A 17,139-nucleotide genomic window follows, 5' to 3' on the forward strand; every position below is an offset into this window, starting at 1 on the left:
TATCAGCGCACTTTTAAGTCTTAAATTACTCATAAAAGGTTAGTCTAACTCTATCTATTAGGAGGAATATATTTAGTATAAAACATACTCTAGATTAAAAGGACTACTCACTACTTTTACAAAGGATTGAAATGTCTGTTCAAACTCAAACTCTAAGCGATATTGCCTGCACAGTCCCTGGTGCTACCGATTCTTTTCAATGATTACAATCTAGATTTTTTCTTAAATGGAAAACAGCAACTCAAAGTAGCACTGGCCAATGCCAAAATAGATAAAGCAGCTTTTCTTTTTAAACTCACAAATTTAGAGCAAGCAGAAAGTAAATCTCACTTTAATTGGCAAACTCAATCGCCAATAAAATTGGTTGCGCATATCATTGATAACTTTCATGAAAAGCACAGAATACAATTCCGCCAATTACTCCACATGTGTAAAGTAGTTCAAGAGAAAAGCTCTTTTAAAGAACTTTTTCCACAACATTTAGAGTCTCATCTATCACAGATGCGTTATGAACTTGAAGAACATATGATGAAAGAGGAAGCTATTTTATTCCCTATGATTATGAAAGGGTTTTATCCCTCAGGGCCTATTTCTGTGATGGAAGCTGAACATCAAACTCATGCACAAGCCTTAGACACACTCGTCGAGCTTACCAATAATTTTACTCCACCTATAGAAGCAGATAATGATTGGCAATTATTGTATTTGCAAATTAAAGAGCTATATCTAGATCTTAAAGAACACATACATTTAGAAAATAATGTTTTATTTAAACAATAAATCAAGAAGTCGTGTGCTTAATTAAGACATGCTACTAAATAGGCCCTATTCAATGATGACTTTGTAGAGTTGTATTATTAAAGTACTCAGCTGTTAACATCTACCCACTAAGGAGGAGTTAACTCAACGAACAGCTTTGCTAGACTCAACACACATCAAAATAAATAAGGGAAAGCAATGATAGCCAAAATAGGTATTTTAACGGTGAGCGATCGCGCTAGCAGAGGTCAATATGACGATTTATCAGGCCCCGCTATTAAAGATACTTTAAACGATTATATAAACTCCCCTTGGCAAGCATGCAATAAACTTGTTGAAGATGAGCAACCACTCATAGAGCGAGCATTGTGCGAACTAGCTGAGCAAAATTGCGCGCTTATCATTACTACAGGTGGAACTGGGCCTGCTAAGCGAGATGTTACGCCAGAAGCGACAGAAGCTGTATGTGATAAAATGATGCCAGGATTTGGTGAGTTAATGCGTCAAGAAAGTTTAAAGTATGTACCTACCGCTATTTTATCCAGGCAGACAGCTGGGATACGGGGAAATTCACTCATTATCAATTTACCTGGCAAACCAAAAGCAATTCGCCAATGTTTAGATGCTGTTTTCCCCGCTGTTCCTTATTGTATCGATTTACTTGAAGGTCCCTACATCACCTGTAACGAAGACGTTATTCAAGTCTTTAGGCCAAAATCAAAATAGCAACCCGTAACGCAAAGCCTTAAGTTTATTGCTTGGGCCACTAAAGACAATAAACCAGCACAATGTGCTGGTTTATTGTTATAGGGTTTAATTACCCCTTATTTGATACGTCAATTAGCTCAACCGTACCATCTTCACGCACTTCTGCAATTTGCCCTCTTGGCTCATCCATAAAGAATAAGGTAACAAAACCAATCATCGCGGTTCCAGCAATAACATAAAAGAAGGTTGCATAATCAACGAAGGATAACACAGTTAAAAATGTTACAGCCCCTACATTACCGTAAGCACCAGTCATTCCCGCAATCTGGCCGGTTAAACGGCGTTTAATTAATGGTACAACTGCAAATACGGCACCTTCGCCAGATTGTACAAAGAAAGAACATGCCATAGCTGTTACTACAGCTAACCACAGCGGCCACTGTGCATCGACCATTCCCATTAAAAAGTAACCGGCTGCTAGGCCTGCCGTTAAAATTAGTAACGTTGTTTTACGACCAAATTTATCAGAGATCCAGCCTCCAGCTGGGCGCGACATTAAATTCATAAATGCGTAAGCGCCAGCAACCATGCCTGCCATCACAGGATCGAGCGAGAATGTATCTGCAAAAAATAATGGCAACATAGACACAACCGCAAGCTCTGAACCAAAGTTAGTAAAATACAAAATATCTAACACTGCAACCTGCTTAAAACTATAGCGATGCAACTCAGGCACTTCTTGCTCAAATACCCCCTTATTTACACTCCAGACCTTTTTAACTTCAAATAAATAAAGTAACACTAGAGCACCATAAGTGATATTAACCACATTTGCTTCAAGCATGCCGACACCATTAGGTGACAATTTCCATGTTAATAATGCAAGCGCGGCATACATTGGAATTTTCATGATTAAAAGTAAGAAAAAATCACCTTTAGAGGTAACTTCCATAGCCCCCAAGTTCTTTGGTCTAAAGTAAGTAGACCCTTTTGGTGTATTGGTCACATTGGCATAATAAATAAAACCAAAAACCAAGCTCAATAACCCGGTAATGCCTATTGCATAACGCCAGCCATCATCGCCCCCGACTAACAATGCAATGGTCGGTAAAGTAAATGCAGCAGCTGCTGAACCGAAATTACCCCAGCCCCCATATATACCTTCTGCGGTACCTAGCTCATGATGTGGAAACCATTCTGAAACCATGCGGATGCCAATCACAAAACCTGCACCTATAAACCCAAGTAGAAATCGAGCAATAGCAGCTTGTAAAAAGCTATCAGCAAAGGCAAACATAAAACACGGAATAGAACACACAACTAATAGGCTCGAATAAATAAGCCGAGGGCCATACTTATCTGTTAGCATACCAATAATGACCCGAGCGGGGATCGTTAATGCAACGTTTAATATCAGTAAGGTCCTCACTTGTTCTGTGGTTAATCCAAGCGAGGTTTTGACTGCCTGTAATAGCGGGGCAAAATTAAACCACACCATAAACGTAATAAAAAATGCCATCCAACTAAGGTGCAGCACTTTCATTTTTCCAGTAAAGGAAAAAATCGTAAACTTTTTACCTGCCATAGTACTCTCCAATAACTTCATTTAGCCTTATTTTGGATAGCCTATAGCTGAAAAATATTGATGTATATCAAGCAATAACAAGCTGATGGGAAGGCACAATTTTGACTTACCTACTTTGGTAAACGTCATATTACGTGTAAGCACAAGCGTGCTAAGCAACACTACTCACAAAGAGATAAACAAATACCCTGTCGGAAAAAAGCAAGATTAAAAGTAATAGCTCTGTGATTATGATTTCTTTGGTAGGTTAAAAAGAAAAAAGCCCCCTAAGAGGCTCTGATCGCGGAAGTTCAAATTTCAGGTTAATACTTATATGTCAGCATTAACCACACTTTGTCAGTATCAGTGGCATAATCATCAGCTTGATAATTTGCATACTTTAGTAAGACATTGGCATGCTTTGCAAAAGCATAAGCAGCAGATAGGTTAATTTCATCACCATAATCAATGCTTTGCTCATTACTTTGATAACTATGGTAGATCGCAGCAAGTTTTACACCCGATATTTTTGCGCTTACACCTAGGTATAAATCTTCAATGCCTTCTGTCGGTGTTGCTAAAAACTTATCTGCAAAACCTTGGAATTTATGAGCTGTTGCTAATGGCGTGCTAAAGCTAACACCATTGTCTGCACCTAACACTTCATAGCCCACCGTCCAATTAACAGACGCTAAGCGACCTTGTAGCTCAGCAAGTAAGTAGTCTGCATCATAGGACGCAGCATTGTCGGCATAATCCCTTTGACGCGCATAGCTTAAGGTATATGTTAATGAGTCAGTAATCGCTCCCTTTGCTCGTATGCCAAGTGTTTGGCTCGATAATGCTGAAGCTGAGTCAAAATCAAACAGATACGCAAAGCCTGTTAAAGTTAATTGCTTATTAAACTGATAAGCAGCATTGGCAAAGTGTAATTTGCCATGCAAATCTCCCGAAGGGCTATCTTCACCAAAAATACGATTAACATTATATACGTAGCTATAATCAAGCTTGAGTGCTGAATTCGGTTTATAAACAATCCGATAGCCATCAAATGTTTGTTCATTCTGACGCCATGCAACACCACCAACAAAACGCTGATCATCTAAATTAATACGTTGTCGACCCGCAATAAACTCCAACTGATCATTGCTATATTTTAAGCTAGCTTGATTCAGCTCAGTCCCTTTAGGATCAGCCACAACAGCATGATCAACATAGCCATTTATTGTACTGTTATAATTTTCACTACCAATAACAGATACATTGTCAAACTCTATTAGCGCTTGCACACCTTTGAGCGTAGCCGATGTATAATTTAAACGTGTTAACAAGGTCGATGCATTTGCCTGCTCAGCGACACCTTGTTGATCAACATTTTCAAAGCGGTAACGAAACATCCCGTGCGCTTCACCATTTGCTAGCATGTTTTGTAAATTATCGACTGTATCCGCATGAACTTGCCACGACACACTTAAGGTAACCACCGCTGCTATAATTGCGATTTGTGTTTTCATATCACTACCTGCTATCTATATAATTGCTAGTAGCCTACGAGCAGGCCGCCTTTCAAAACTTGACTTAAATCAATAAAATCATTGCGTTACCAATAAAACCCAACACTCACCCACAAAGAGGTATAACATCGACTCTCCCGTTGGTGTAGGCTAGATTACTCAGATCACCTTAACCGAATATCTAAAAACAAGACGGGTAAAACTATGCAGCTAGACCAAACCAACACGATGCGTTACTGCCGCCACATTTTATTACCGCATGTGCAAGAAGAAGGGCAAGAAAAGCTTATGAGCAGTCATGTTCTTGTGATTGGTGCAGGCGGACTTGGATGTGCTGCTTTGCCTTATCTAGCAGCATCGGGAATTGGGAAAATAACGGTTTTTGATGGCGATACGGTTGATGTAACGAACCTGCAAAGGCAGATACTCCACCCAGAACATTCGGTTGGCATAAACAAAGTCGAGTCAGCCAAAAAAGCATTGGCTTTAATCAATACGCAAAATCAGATTGATATTCATGCTACACACTTTAAGAAGCAACACGAGCACTGTATAGAAAATGCCGATGTCGTAATTGATTGCAGTGATAATTTAACCACTCGCTTATTAATAAACAAACTATGCTGGCAACATCAAACACCATTAATTTCAGGCTCGGCTATTCGCATGGAAGGGCAAATAATACACTTTCCAATGCGTAACAATGACCCTTGTTATGAGTGCGTTGCGCGTTTATTTACAGAACCTAACCTAAGTTGCATGGAAGCAGGTGTTCTTTCACCGGTTGTTGGGACAATCGGCACATTACAAGCAACAGAAGCAATAAAAAGCCTGCTAGGTTTAAACCCAGACCAAGTAGCATTAACGCTATACGATGCACAAACACTTACTTTTAAGACATTTAAAATAGCAAAACACACACATTGCAAAATATGCCAGTACAGAACATAAATAACACGTGTGATACTGCGATTAACCTGGGCGACCATCTGCTCTTGGTTTAGTCAAAATAGGAAAATAGACTAATACAAATACACCATAGGCTAAACACCAAGCAATGACTGATGCAAAAATAAAATAATGGCTAAAGTCGTTAATCAGCAAGGCACCAAATACCCTTACTATGGCTGCTATCAAAATTAATGCAAATGCAATAATAATTGAATGGCGAACGATGAGTTGTCGCCCTGTATGCCCAAGGCTGACACGAGCCATCATACTGAGGATCATGTTTCCCATTGCGCCCACCGTTAAAGCATGAAATGCCGTAGACACAGTCACTAAATTAGATAAGTAGGATAAACCAATTAGAAAAACCCCAACTGGAATGAACCAGTAAGCAACATGCAAACTCCATAAGAGTGGCGTATTTAATGTTAAGCTAAAATGCCAACGCCACGCACGTATCACATGAGCAACGGCACAAAATACCATTAAAATACCTATGAAAGTTGCTGGAATATAATAAATTGCGCCAACAAAAAACAACACACAAATAAACAAGGTGCTCCCTAAGCTCATTATTTCAAGCCAAACTAAAGGCTCTGGCTTAGGCGTCTTTGTGGCGTTGGCTGTAAAAAATGGGATCACACGCCCGCCTAGCAAGCTCATGAGCAATGTAATTAACCATATTGCCGACATAAACCCATGAGAGTAAAGAGCAGGTATTTTTAAAATCACACCCAAATGCATAAATAAATTAGCGGCGCTGAGTAATACAATAATTGGAACAAAAAACAAATTACGGGTTTGTCCAACAGCAATTATTGGTTTTGCGAGCCAGTACCCGGCTAAAGGTAAAAACAATACATCAATCGCGAGCATTAACCATTGCGGTGTAAAACTCATTAGCATTAACACTCTTGCTAGCAGCCATACTCCTACTAAAACAGCTAACTTTTTACCTTTGATACTGGGGATAGATGTCCAGTTTTGCACCGCGGTTAATAAAAAACCAACAACAATCGCAGAGACAAAACCAAAAATCATTTCGTGGCTGTGCCAAAATAAGATATTTCCGTAAGGAGTAAATGAGTATTGGCCGCTCAATGCAAGCCCCCATAATACCAACGCCACACAGCTAAACGCACCACCAAATAAAAATAAAGGTCGAAATGCAAGTCTCAATAACACCGGCATTGGTTTTACTTTTTCATCCGAAGTTGCTTGTTTCATAGATCATCATCTTCTAAAAAATTATAACTTGATGCCTCTTTTAACCTACGTTGGTATCGTTGCGCTTTCAATGCGAAGTACATCACCATCATACAAGCCGCTAATACACCATAAAGCATCATGAAGCTGGCACTATAGAAGCCTACAAAATCAACGGCATAACTAAAGAGTATGGGTAAAGTAAAGCCTCCTAACGCACCAACAGCTGCCACAATCCCGCCCACTGCGCCCATTTGTTGCGGGTAATGTTCATGGATCATCTTAAACACACTCGCTCGACCGAAACCCTGCGCAAGACCGATAATAAAAAGCAGTGCCGTAAACACCCAAACATTAACTGAAATAGTTAAATCCACATCTTGCTCAACACCGTGAATTGCCATAGTGGTTGGGGGGTAACTTAAAAAGAATAAGCAAACTAAGCAGACCCAAAAAACACTCCAGTTAACACTACGCCCACCGTATTTATCAGCAAACCATCCTCCTAATGCTCTGATCACCGATGAAGTGGCGACAAAAAACAAAGTAAAGGCCATCGCTTGGGTTAAAGAGAGTTGATACGCCTGCATATAATAATAAGGTAACCACAATAGCAGCGCTAAAAAAGAGCCAAAAACAAAGTAATAGTACAACCCCAAACGCCATATATGATGATTTTTTAGTAATTGCTGCCAACGTTGCGGCGGTTGATAAATCTGTTCAGAGAGTACAGGCTGCCTGGGCGCTAATAGCCAAAACATGACAGCAATAATAGCCAACCCTAATGCATACGCAGGACCAACCCACTGCCAGCCATAGTTTTCGATCAACCAAGGAGCAAATACGAGTGTAATTGCAGCACCAGAATTACCAACACCGAACACTCCCATCGCAGTACCTTGCTGTTTTCGAGGAAAGAAGTCACAGACATAACGAATGCCGATAGTAAATGAACAACCACTAATGCCAATCCACAGACCAATCATTAATAAATAATTGTAATTTGAAGCAACATAGAGCAGTAACAAAGCAGGTATGCAAAGTAACATTTGCAAAACAAACAATAGCTTTGCAGACATGCAGTCAACCAATAAGCCAACAGGGATACGTAAAATGGCGCCCGTCAACATAGGTGCTGCCAGCAGTACACCAATTTCAGTCACACTTAAATGCCACATTGATGCTATCGGCAGAACGATTGCTGCATACAGAGTCCAAACTGAAAAGTTGGCTGCAAATGCTAGAGTCGCTAGCACTAAAGCCCGATTTCTTTCCAACTCTTGCATCCCTCCCCCCTTAGCTAGTTGCAAAACGACGTTTCGCACTGTGCGTTAAAACCTAATTTTACCTAAAGCGGCTGTAATGTATGCCCTTCTACCTACAATGCATCGGTTTTTATGTTTTACCAAAACAAGAGCAACAACAAACAAAACAAAAACAAACAAAATCAACAATTTAACTTAAATTCTCAACTACCACTTATTGGGTATTTTTATACCCAGAACAAATAACATAAATCTTACTTTAAGCAAAAATGGTTATTTCAATATTGAACAATGGGCAGCTTTTCTTGCACTATTTACGTAACTTCTGAGCAATGATAACTCGCCATGTTAAGTACACACATCGATGCTGGATTTAAGTCCTCAAGTGGCATTAAAGAAATAAATGAAGACTATGCAGGCTTTTTAGTTCCTAAAGATGAATACCTTAAGTATGTAAAAGGGTGCGCCTTTTGTGTTGCAGATGGAGTGAGTTCAGCTGAGGCTGGTAAAGAAGCAAGCGAAACCGCAGTCAAACGCTTTTTAAGTGAATATTTTAAAACCCCTGATACTTGGTCGGTCAGTCGCAGCGGGGAGCAGGTTTTATCGGCAATAAACTTACGCCTTTTTAGAAAAAGTCATGAGTTTGTGCATGATAACAAAGGCTATTTATCAACCTTTAGTAGCTTGGTTATTAAAGGAATTCATGGGCATATATTTCACGTTGGCGACAGCCGAGTGTATCGCTTAAGAGATGCAATATTCGAGCAACTTACCACAGATCACACAACTCATTTAGGGCAAGGAAAATCATTTTTATCACGTGCCATGGGAATGGATAACAACCTACACATTGACTACTGCAGCGTCGAGTTACAACAAGGTGACATCTACCTACTAAGCAGTGATGGCATCCACGATTTTCTATCGACGCAGCAACTGATCCAAACATTAATGCATCAAAGTAGTACAGCATCAATGTCAGAGCGTTTAACTGAATTGGCATTAGAGCAAGGTAGTGACGATAACATTAGTTGTGTAGTGGTAAAAATTAATGAGCTACCCCATCAAGATGAAAGTGACTTTACCGAAGAGCTAACCAAATTACCTTTTCCGCCTGAGCTTAATGCCGGCATGAAACTAGATGGCTATAAAATAATAGAAGAGCTCTTTTCTTCCCCCCGCAGTCAACTTTATTTAGTTGAAGACTGTGAGACCGGTGAACGCTTTGCCATGAAAACACCGTCGGCTAATTTTGAAGATGATAATCACTACATCGACAGATTCATTAAAGAGCAGTGGATTGGCAGTCGTATTGACTCACCCCATGTTGTAAAAATTATTCAGCACACACGTCCTCGTAGCGCCCTCTATTACCTGATGGAGTGGTTAAATGGTGAAAGCTTAGATACTTGGCTGGAAAACAATTACCCACTCAAGCCCAAGCGAGCCATTGCCATTGTAAAACAAGTTGCACAAGCGCTTGAAGCCTTTCATAGCAATGATGCTATTCATCAAGATCTAAAACCGGGTAATATTATGATACTGGCCAATGATGAGGTGAAACTTGTTGATTTTGGTTCGGTTTTTGTTGCTGGTGTCGCAGAACTCTACCGCCCAATAGAACACCTTGGCGCACTTGGAACAGCAAGTTATTCAGATCCAAACTACCTTGTTGGTAAAAATAGCGCCGTACAAGGCGATATTTACAGCCTCGCCACCATTTGCTACGAATTGTTCACCAAACACCTCCCCTATAGCGAGCGTGTAGAGCAATGCACAAGCATGAGTGACTACGACAAGTTACGTTATCAAAGTGCCTCAACTCACAACCCTATAATCCCAGTTTGGTTTGATAAAGCACTACAAAAAGGCGTCAGTTTTGATTTAACCGAGCGCTATGAAACTGTTGAGGGTTTGCTTAATGATCTCACCACCCCTAACCCAATTTTTTTAAAACCAAGCCCTGAACCTAAAGGTCAGTAGCTTGGTTTTTTGGAAGATAGTTAGCGGGTTTTGGTTCATTACTTTGTTATTAATGATGTACTTATTCAGTAAAAACTAAGCACCCACTAATTCAACTAAATTATCTTCTCTGTCGAGTACAACATACATGGCTGTATTTTGCCCCGTCTGCACATCGCTCACCATTGATTTCATACTTTTGTCAATCAAACTTGCTTCCACGCTCGCCGCAATACTGGTAATAAACACTAAATCCCAGTCTTTATTAATGGCATCGGCTTCACGGCACAGGGTTTCATAATCAAGTAATTCATCTGGCAATTTATCAACGCACATCACCGGCTCAATTACCCCTTTATTTACATCATTATGTGAGTTTTCAACATTTGCCTTGGTAAATAGCATTAATAATTTAACTTGTTCTGGCTGATAGCGAGCCATTGATAGTAACTCTTGAAACTTACTCATTGTATTCCTCTGACTTTTAGGTAAGAAAAAGAGCCAAAAACCAAAAGACTAATGGCTCTAGAAGTGGAGAGAATTAAGGGTTATAGAACTCCCCATTTTTTCTTAAATAAAACCAATAGTTAATAATTACACACACACCATAAAATGCAGCAAAGCCAATCAGTGCCACCTCTGGTGTCGTTGCTTTAATTTGCTGACCTAATACCATTGGGATATAGAATGAACCATATGCAGCCACTGCAGATGTCCACCCTAAAACAGGCCCGGCTTGCTCTTTTGGAAATACCATTGCAATGGTACGGAAAGTTGAACCATTACCAATACCTGTTGCAGCAAACAACACTAAAAACAAAACAAAGAATGGCACAAAGTACTCTTCTGGCGTCGCTGATTGATAAGCAGCTTTCATGTAATAAGCAGCGCCTAGCGATGAAATCACCATCACGACTGAGCACACTTGTGTTACCAGCGCACCACCCAGTTTATCGGCAATCCAACCGCCAACTGGGCGAATTAACGCACCAATAAATGGCGCCATCCACGCAAACATTAATGCACTTGGGCCATTAGGATTTACTGTGTCGTGGGTCATAACACCAGCCACTTCAATATGCTGAAAACCAAAAATCACTTTAATAGCAAGCGGGAATGCCGCGGCAAAACCAATGAATGAACCAAAAGTCATGGTGTAAATAATACTCATCACCCATGTGTGTTTATTTTTAAATATTTGGTACTGCTTTGATAAGCTCTCACCGATTGCTCCTGGCAACATTTTCAACGCAAACACAGTCACAGTCACCACTAACACCAAAACCAACTCTTTAGGTACGCCTAAACCTGAACCATTGGCTGATTCGGGCAGCATTAACCAAAGCCCTGCCGCCGCGGTTGCTAAGCCAATTAACAGCATCACCGAAATCATAGCAAAAGCGCTTATCGGGCTACCTAGATTAGGCGATACCTCTGGAGTTCGAATGTTATTCATTCCAAACCATGAAGCAAAAAATAAAGGAAGCAAAATCAATAACCATAAATAGCCACCATTTTGTATCCATGTATCTGAGCCAGCAGGGATTTTACCAATTAAGCTACCCGATGGACTAACCAAGGTTATTGGATCGCCACCTAATGCACCAAATACTCCATAAGTCATAAATAACGGGATGAGGATTTGCATTGTCGTGACACCAAAGTTTCCTAAACCTGCATTAAGGCCAAGCGCCAAACCTTGTTGTTTTTTAGGGAAAAAGAAACTGATATTTGACATTGAAGAGGCAAAGTTACCGCCACCAAAACCAGAGAGTAAGGCTAGCAATTGATACTGCCATAAAGGGGTTGTAGGGTCTTGCAATGCTAACCCTGTAAAAAATGCAGGTATCATCAACAGTGCAGTCGTAAAGAAAATAGTATTTCGACCACCGCAAAAGCGAATAAAGAAACTACTCGGGATCCGTAGTGTTGCACCAGACAACCCGGCAATCGCCGTGAGCGTAAATAACTCATCCGCCGTGAATGCGAATCCGGCATTCATCATCTGTACTGTTAAAATGCCCCAATATAACCAAACTGCGAAACCACAAAGCAAACTTGGTATCGAAATCCACAGGTTTCTTTGCGCTATTTTTTTGCCTTGGGATTCCCAAAACCCTTCATTTTCGGGCTCCCACCTTATTAGATCAGCCATTTGCCGCTCCTTATTTATTAGATACGGCCACTATGGTCATAATATCAAGGCAGTACAATTCACATAGATGGGTAACAGAATTAAAACAAGCACTACTAACTACTACCTATAAATGGGTATAAAAAACCCTAACAACCTGTTTTTAAATAAATAATTAATAAGGCTGATAGGTTATTGGGAGTAGCTTTATTGTTTTAGATGAACCCTAACTTGTTCCACGCTAAGATAATTGCAACCGTTTCCAAGCTAAGTGAAAAATTGAGTCAAGCATGAGTGTTTCAGAATCTACCGTTTTATTAATTGACGACCACCCTTTATTACGCAAAGGGTTAAGGCAACTCATTGAACTTGAAGATGAACTTACGATCATCGCAGAAGCCTCCAATGGCAAAGAAGGGCTTGCCTTAGCAGTAGAACACGATCCTGACCTAATTATTCTTGATCTTAATATGCAAGGAATGGATGGCCTTGAAACACTCAAAGCCATGCGCCTACAGGATGTTACTGCGAGAATAATTATGCTTACCGTGTCAGATAACGATGAAGATGTATTAACTGCAATTAGCTACGGTGCAGATGGCTACCTATTAAAAGATATGGATCCTGAAGAAATTCTTGAAAAAATGAAACAAGCTGCGGTTGGTAAAATGGTGCTAAGTGAAAAACTCACCGACATACTCGCTCAAGCCATTCGCAAACCTGATGTATCACAAAAAGCGAATCTTATTAATACGCTAACTAGCCGTGAGTTTGAAATTTTAAAACTCATTGCCAAAGGGTTATCAAATAAACTCATTGCACGAGAACTCGATATTTCAGATGGCACTGTAAAAGTACATGTAAAACATCTACTAAAAAAATTAGATTTGCGCTCGCGTGTTGAAGCTGCAGTGTGGATGATCAATCAACAAAAAGGATCATAATAATGTCGCAGTCCGCTTTATTTTTACCTTTTGAAGAGGCTCGCCAAGCACTTATTGATGACAATACCCCCTGTGTCGAAAGCGAAACGGTGCCGTTAAAACTCGCACATCAACGAATTATTGCCGAGCCCATTATTGCTGATATCAATGTACCTAGTTATAACAACTCAGCGATGGACGGCTACGCATTTAAATTTAACGATCTCAGTGTTTATTCTAAATTTAAGCTACTAGGCACAGCCTTTGCTGGTAATGCGTATAGCGGGCAATGGCAACAAGGTGGTTGCATTCGCATCATGACAGGCGCCCCTATTCCTGAAGGCTTTGATACTGTTGTTATGCAAGAGCAAGCGATTGTGAACAATACTGTTGATGGCGATTTTATCACTTTTAGTAGCCCCTCAAAAAAAGCGCAAAATGTGCGCTACCAAGGTGAAGACATCACAAAAGGCGAGACAATTTTTACCAAAGGTCATCGTCTAAAAGCAGCAGACATTGGCATGTTAGCATCATTAGGCATTGCAAGTGTTAACGTATACAAGCCACTAAAAGTCGCTATTTTATCTACTGGCGATGAAATATTTGAGCCTGGTTGCCAACGTGCTAATGAGGGAATTTTTGACAGCAATCGCTATAGCTCTGCATGTTTATTAAATAACTTAGGGTTTGAGGTGCTGGACTTCGGCATTATTAATGATGACCCAAATGCGCTAAAAGCAGCCTTTGAGCAAGCGATTGAAAGTGCTGATGTGGTTATTTCATCAGGTGGTGTATCAGTTGGTGAGGCAGATCACACCAAAGCGGTGTTAACTCAACTTGGCAGCATGCAATTTTGGAAAGTCGCAATTAAACCTGGTAAACCCTTTGCTTATGGCCATTTTAAAAAGAAAAACGTTCACATGTTTGCAAAGCGTTTTATGGGCTTACCGGGCAACCCAGTTTCAAGCTTAGTCACCTTGCATCAACTCGCCTTACCTGCGCTCAGAAAAATGGCCGGTGAATCAATCACAGCAACACCAAACTTACGTTTACCCTTAGCGAGCGCCGTTAGTAAAAAAACGGGAAGAACAGAGTTTATGCGAGCGACCTTATCGCATACAGAAGCAGGCACAGTCATTACGCCACTTAAAGGACAAGGTTCCGGGTTTTTAAGCACCTTTAGCAAAAGCACGGGTTATCTTATTCTTGATGCAAACCAATCACAGTGGCAAAGTGGCGATATTGTTGCTTTTCAACCATTTGATATCGCACTTAATTAGTTTTTTAAGCAGCATAATGAACGCAAAAAAACCAGATCGTGTCACTGCTATGTACCAGCTCATCGCGCAAGTTAAAGATGAGCTGCCTCTGTACGAGCCCGATACCTTTTTTTGCGGCCCTAATAACTCCTGCGTAGGTTGTCCCAAAAAGCTTATGGAACTTGTTGATACTGAGCTATGTTACTGGGAGCACCAACTGAGCATTGGCACCATCCCTCACTTTGATGAAATATCTCGCTTTGCAAAACTATGTAAAAATGTCAGACGCGGATTAGTCAGAAACAATCTCGTATCGCCCTGAGCAATGCATTGCATCTGCTTTACCAATTAAATACCACGTTTGTGATAATTGAGGCTGCAGTTGGATATAAGATAATTGCGTGATCCACACATTGATCAAATGCGCCCCTGCATGAGTTGGTAATCTTACAGAGATTAATGTGCCCTTTTCACCTTGCCAGCTCACCTCTTTGATGTGTTCAATCTGTACTTTTAATTGATTCACAAAACTACTTTGGCAAAGGGCATTTTTTGCAAGACCAACACGGTTAGCCCTGAGCATAAGTGAAACGGTTTGCAGCTCTGTATGATGAGCATTTAATCGCGTAAAGCAGCGCTGCTGCCCCACCTGATACTCACTTAACCCTAACTCATAATGATGCGCAATAACTGTGGCACTAAAGGTAGATACAAACTCACTGGCTGAACGCACAGCCTTAACCGCTTGTTGCTGCTCTGAGGATAAGCCGGCTTGCTGATAATGACGCAAACCACTTTCGACGGGGTAAGCTTGCCAAACTTGATTATCACCTTGCTTTAACTGTAAAAGTGTTGAGTCTGCGAGTGCTAATATGTCTTCAAACTGATGACACGCAACTAAGGCTGCTGCATTAGCTAATTTTAAATAATGACGAATAACCGCAATACAATGACGTTTGCTAGTTTGATCTAAGCCACAAAGCACTTCATCCAAAAGTAACAAAGGTGCTCCTTTTAGCATGGCTAGCAACAATGCAACACGCTGTTTTTGACCACCGCTTAATTGCTGGCACGGGGTTGTTAATTTATCGCTTAATCCTAATGGTTCAATAGCCCAGCTCACATCAAAAGGGGTCGCTTGCTGCTGAGTAACTAACTTAATGAGTTTAGCCACAGTGATACCGCTAAATGGCAAAGCAGATTGGGTCACATAAGCAATATGGCGCTGATAGGTGGGTAAACGTTCTTGCGGCTCAGCCGCCACTTGAATATTTCCCAAGCACTGAGATAAACCTGCTATGGCATTAAATAAACTTGTTTTGCCTGCACCGCTTGGAGCCAGCAAAACCGCAATGTGTTGACTTTCTAGAGAGCAAATCAAATGCTGCTTAACAGGTTGCTCAATGGTGATATTAAAATCAGCCACAGTGTCTTTGAACGCTACGTCAGTCACATTGACCTCGCAAAGCCGTGCTAGCTAGTTCATTCATTTGAGTACTTTGTCGTTGCCACCACTGACAAACAAAAACCGTCACAAACGAAAAAACCAGCATTAGCCCTGCTAATGAGTCTGCTGCTTGTAAATCTAAACTTTCTACATGATCAAAAATAGCGAGCGATACAACCTGTGTTTCCCCAGGAATATTACCACCAATCATTAATATTACTCCAAACTCACCAATCGTGTGGGCAAAGCTCAATGTTGCTGCTGTTAATAATGTTGGCTTGATAGTCGGTAATAAAATTAAAAAAAACTGCTTTACAGGTGAAAAGCCGAGCAATGAACCGGCCTGATATAAATCAGTGGGCAATTGCTCAAAAGCACTTTGTAACGGCCTAAATGTAAAAGGTAAACTATAGATTATTGATGCTAAAAAAATACCTGAAAAGCTAAACACCAATTGCACACCTAACACTTCATTCAACCAAAGCCCAAGCCCTTGATTAGGAGAAAAAAGAACTAAAAAATAATAACCAATCACTGTTGGCGGCAAGACTAACGGTAAGGTCACGAGCGTTTCGATTAAAGGCTTTACGCCATGCCGACTGCGCGCCAACCAATACGCACACGGTACGCAGATCACAAGCAAGCTTAAGGTTGTTAACGAAGCGAGCTTAAGGGTTAAATAAATCGCCTGTAAATCGCCTTCACTCATGGCAATTTATAACCCATTTTTTGAATTAAAGTATGAGCAGGCTTGCTTTGCATAAACTCAAAAAAAGCACGGGCATGGCTTGATGTTGAGAGCAGTAGTACATCTTGCGTGATAGGCTCATACCAGCTTTGTGGAATTTCAATCGCTTTAGCTTGCTGCTGTGGCCACAATACGCTTTTCGCAACAAAACCCAAATCAGCATGACCACTGTCAACATATTGAAAAGCATGTAGCACCGAGTTACCTCTTATAAGACGCTTTGGTTTAAATTGTAGTTGCTCAAGCGCCTGAATTGCCGCTTTTCCGTAAGGCGCATATTTAGGGTTTGCAATGGCCAGCGTTAAATTGCGGGCATTGCTTGTTAATTGTTCGAGAGTTACATTTTGCTTATTTGCATACAAAACTAATACACCCGCAGCGTATTGAGCTGTTTCGATACCTATTCCTTGTTTATTCAGGCGTGCGGGGTAAGCTTTATCAGCAGAAAAAAACAAATCAAATGGCGCACCATGCATAATTTGCGTCGCCAATGTTCCCGAAGAAGCCGTTGATACTTTAATTGCAATGGGCTGATCATAGGCTGCAATAAATAACGCAGTTAACTGCTCCATTGTGGCACTAAAATTTGCTGAGCAGGCTATGGTTAATTGTGCGCTTGAGTTATCGGCCCTTGCTGTTTTAATTACAAGTACACTGACTAACAGTAAAACAAAATATCCATGCTTAAAAAATTGACGCATT

General features: G+C 40.6%; 16 protein-coding genes. 7 read left to right on the forward strand and 9 right to left on the reverse strand.

Annotated elements, in window-relative coordinates; translation table 11 throughout:
- Positions 1–162: 162 nt before the first annotated feature.
- Both ACRWSG_RS06260 and mog read left to right on the forward strand, forming a co-directional pair.
- Positions 163–780 (forward strand): hemerythrin domain-containing protein, encoded by a 618-nt coding sequence (locus ACRWSG_RS06260; protein ID WP_462165897.1) that lies wholly within the window; start codon positions 163–165, stop codon positions 778–780.
- A 177-nt stretch (positions 781–957) separates the two neighbouring features.
- Positions 958–1,485, forward strand: coding sequence for a molybdopterin adenylyltransferase (gene mog, locus ACRWSG_RS06265; protein WP_166339465.1), 528 nt, complete (start codon positions 958–960; stop codon positions 1,483–1,485).
- A 91-nt stretch (positions 1,486–1,576) separates the two neighbouring features.
- Here mog and ACRWSG_RS06270 read toward each other — a convergent pair whose 3' ends face one another.
- Together ACRWSG_RS06270 and ACRWSG_RS06275 are read right to left on the reverse strand one after the other, a co-directional pair.
- Complete coding sequence (locus ACRWSG_RS06270) at positions 1,577–3,052, reverse strand: NarK family nitrate/nitrite MFS transporter (protein ID WP_462165898.1); 1,476 nt, start codon at positions 3,050–3,052, stop codon at positions 1,577–1,579.
- A gap of 302 nt (positions 3,053–3,354) precedes the next feature.
- Positions 3,355–4,545, reverse strand: a complete 1,191-nt coding sequence (locus tag ACRWSG_RS06275; protein WP_462165899.1) for an alginate export family protein — start codon at positions 4,543–4,545, stop codon at positions 3,355–3,357.
- Between the two features lie 204 nt (positions 4,546–4,749).
- Here ACRWSG_RS06275 and ACRWSG_RS06280 point away from each other — a divergent pair, with 204 nt between their 5' ends.
- Complete coding sequence (locus tag ACRWSG_RS06280) at positions 4,750–5,496, forward strand: HesA/MoeB/ThiF family protein (protein WP_462165900.1); 747 nt, start codon at positions 4,750–4,752, stop codon at positions 5,494–5,496.
- A gap of 21 nt (positions 5,497–5,517) precedes the next feature.
- On the opposite strand, the gene ACRWSG_RS06285 is transcribed toward ACRWSG_RS06280, so the two are convergent.
- A complete protein-coding gene (locus tag ACRWSG_RS06285; RefSeq protein WP_462165901.1) occupies positions 5,518–6,720 on the reverse strand; it encodes an NnrS family protein in 1,203 nt (400 codons plus the stop codon).
- On the reverse strand, positions 6,717–7,985 hold the full coding sequence (locus ACRWSG_RS06290) for an MFS transporter (RefSeq protein ID WP_462165902.1): 1,269 nt from the start codon (positions 7,983–7,985) through the stop codon (positions 6,717–6,719). The genes ACRWSG_RS06285 and ACRWSG_RS06290 overlap by 4 nt, the downstream gene beginning before the upstream one ends.
- A 324-nt stretch (positions 7,986–8,309) precedes the next feature.
- Between ACRWSG_RS06290 and ACRWSG_RS06295 the strand changes: the two genes are divergently transcribed.
- Positions 8,310–9,947, forward strand: a complete 1,638-nt coding sequence (locus ACRWSG_RS06295) for a protein kinase domain-containing protein (RefSeq protein WP_462165903.1) — start codon at positions 8,310–8,312, stop codon at positions 9,945–9,947.
- 75 nt (positions 9,948–10,022) lie between these two features.
- Here ACRWSG_RS06295 and ACRWSG_RS06300 read toward each other — a convergent pair whose 3' ends face one another.
- The gene (locus ACRWSG_RS06300) at positions 10,023–10,394 is read right to left on the reverse strand and encodes a ribonucleotide reductase subunit alpha (RefSeq protein ID WP_199529954.1); all 372 of its coding nucleotides are present in this window, start codon (positions 10,392–10,394) and stop codon (positions 10,023–10,025) included.
- Positions 10,395–10,467: 73 nt separating this feature from the next.
- Positions 10,468–12,081, reverse strand: coding sequence for an MFS transporter (locus tag ACRWSG_RS06305; RefSeq protein ID WP_166339481.1), 1,614 nt, complete (start codon positions 12,079–12,081; stop codon positions 10,468–10,470).
- A 269-nt stretch (positions 12,082–12,350) separates the two neighbouring features.
- Here ACRWSG_RS06305 and narL point away from each other — a divergent pair, with 269 nt between their 5' ends.
- Genes narL through ACRWSG_RS06320 form a run of 3 tightly spaced genes read left to right on the forward strand, consistent with a single transcriptional unit; the run spans position 12,351 to position 14,564 of the window.
- Entirely contained in the window at positions 12,351–13,004 is a 654-nt protein-coding gene (narL, locus tag ACRWSG_RS06310; RefSeq protein WP_166339483.1) for a two-component system response regulator NarL, read from the forward strand.
- 2 nt (positions 13,005–13,006) lie between these two features.
- The gene (gene moeA, locus ACRWSG_RS06315; protein WP_462165906.1) at positions 13,007–14,263 is read left to right on the forward strand and encodes a molybdopterin molybdotransferase MoeA; all 1,257 of its coding nucleotides are present in this window, start codon (positions 13,007–13,009) and stop codon (positions 14,261–14,263) included.
- A gap of 16 nt (positions 14,264–14,279) precedes the next feature.
- A complete protein-coding gene (locus tag ACRWSG_RS06320) occupies positions 14,280–14,564 on the forward strand; it encodes a hypothetical protein (protein WP_244664404.1) in 285 nt (94 codons plus the stop codon).
- On the opposite strand, the gene ACRWSG_RS06325 is transcribed toward ACRWSG_RS06320, so the two are convergent.
- From ACRWSG_RS06325 to modA, 3 genes are read right to left on the reverse strand one after another with little or no spacing between them, the layout of a single operon-like run.
- Entirely contained in the window at positions 14,535–15,695 is a 1,161-nt protein-coding gene (locus ACRWSG_RS06325; RefSeq protein ID WP_462165907.1) for an ATP-binding cassette domain-containing protein, read from the reverse strand. The genes ACRWSG_RS06320 and ACRWSG_RS06325 overlap by 30 nt on opposite strands.
- On the reverse strand, positions 15,688–16,398 hold the full coding sequence (modB, locus tag ACRWSG_RS06330) for a molybdate ABC transporter permease subunit (RefSeq protein ID WP_462165909.1): 711 nt from the start codon (positions 16,396–16,398) through the stop codon (positions 15,688–15,690). The genes ACRWSG_RS06325 and modB overlap by 8 nt, the downstream gene beginning before the upstream one ends.
- Positions 16,395–17,138: a molybdate ABC transporter substrate-binding protein gene (modA, locus tag ACRWSG_RS06335; protein WP_462165910.1), complete on the reverse strand. Its 744-nt coding sequence runs from the start codon at positions 17,136–17,138 to the stop codon at positions 16,395–16,397. Before modA ends, modB begins: the two co-directional genes overlap by 4 nt.
- Between the last annotated feature and the right edge of the window lies 1 nt (position 17,139).

The sequence above is a fragment of the Pseudoalteromonas sp. GB43 genome, assembly GCF_054923805.1.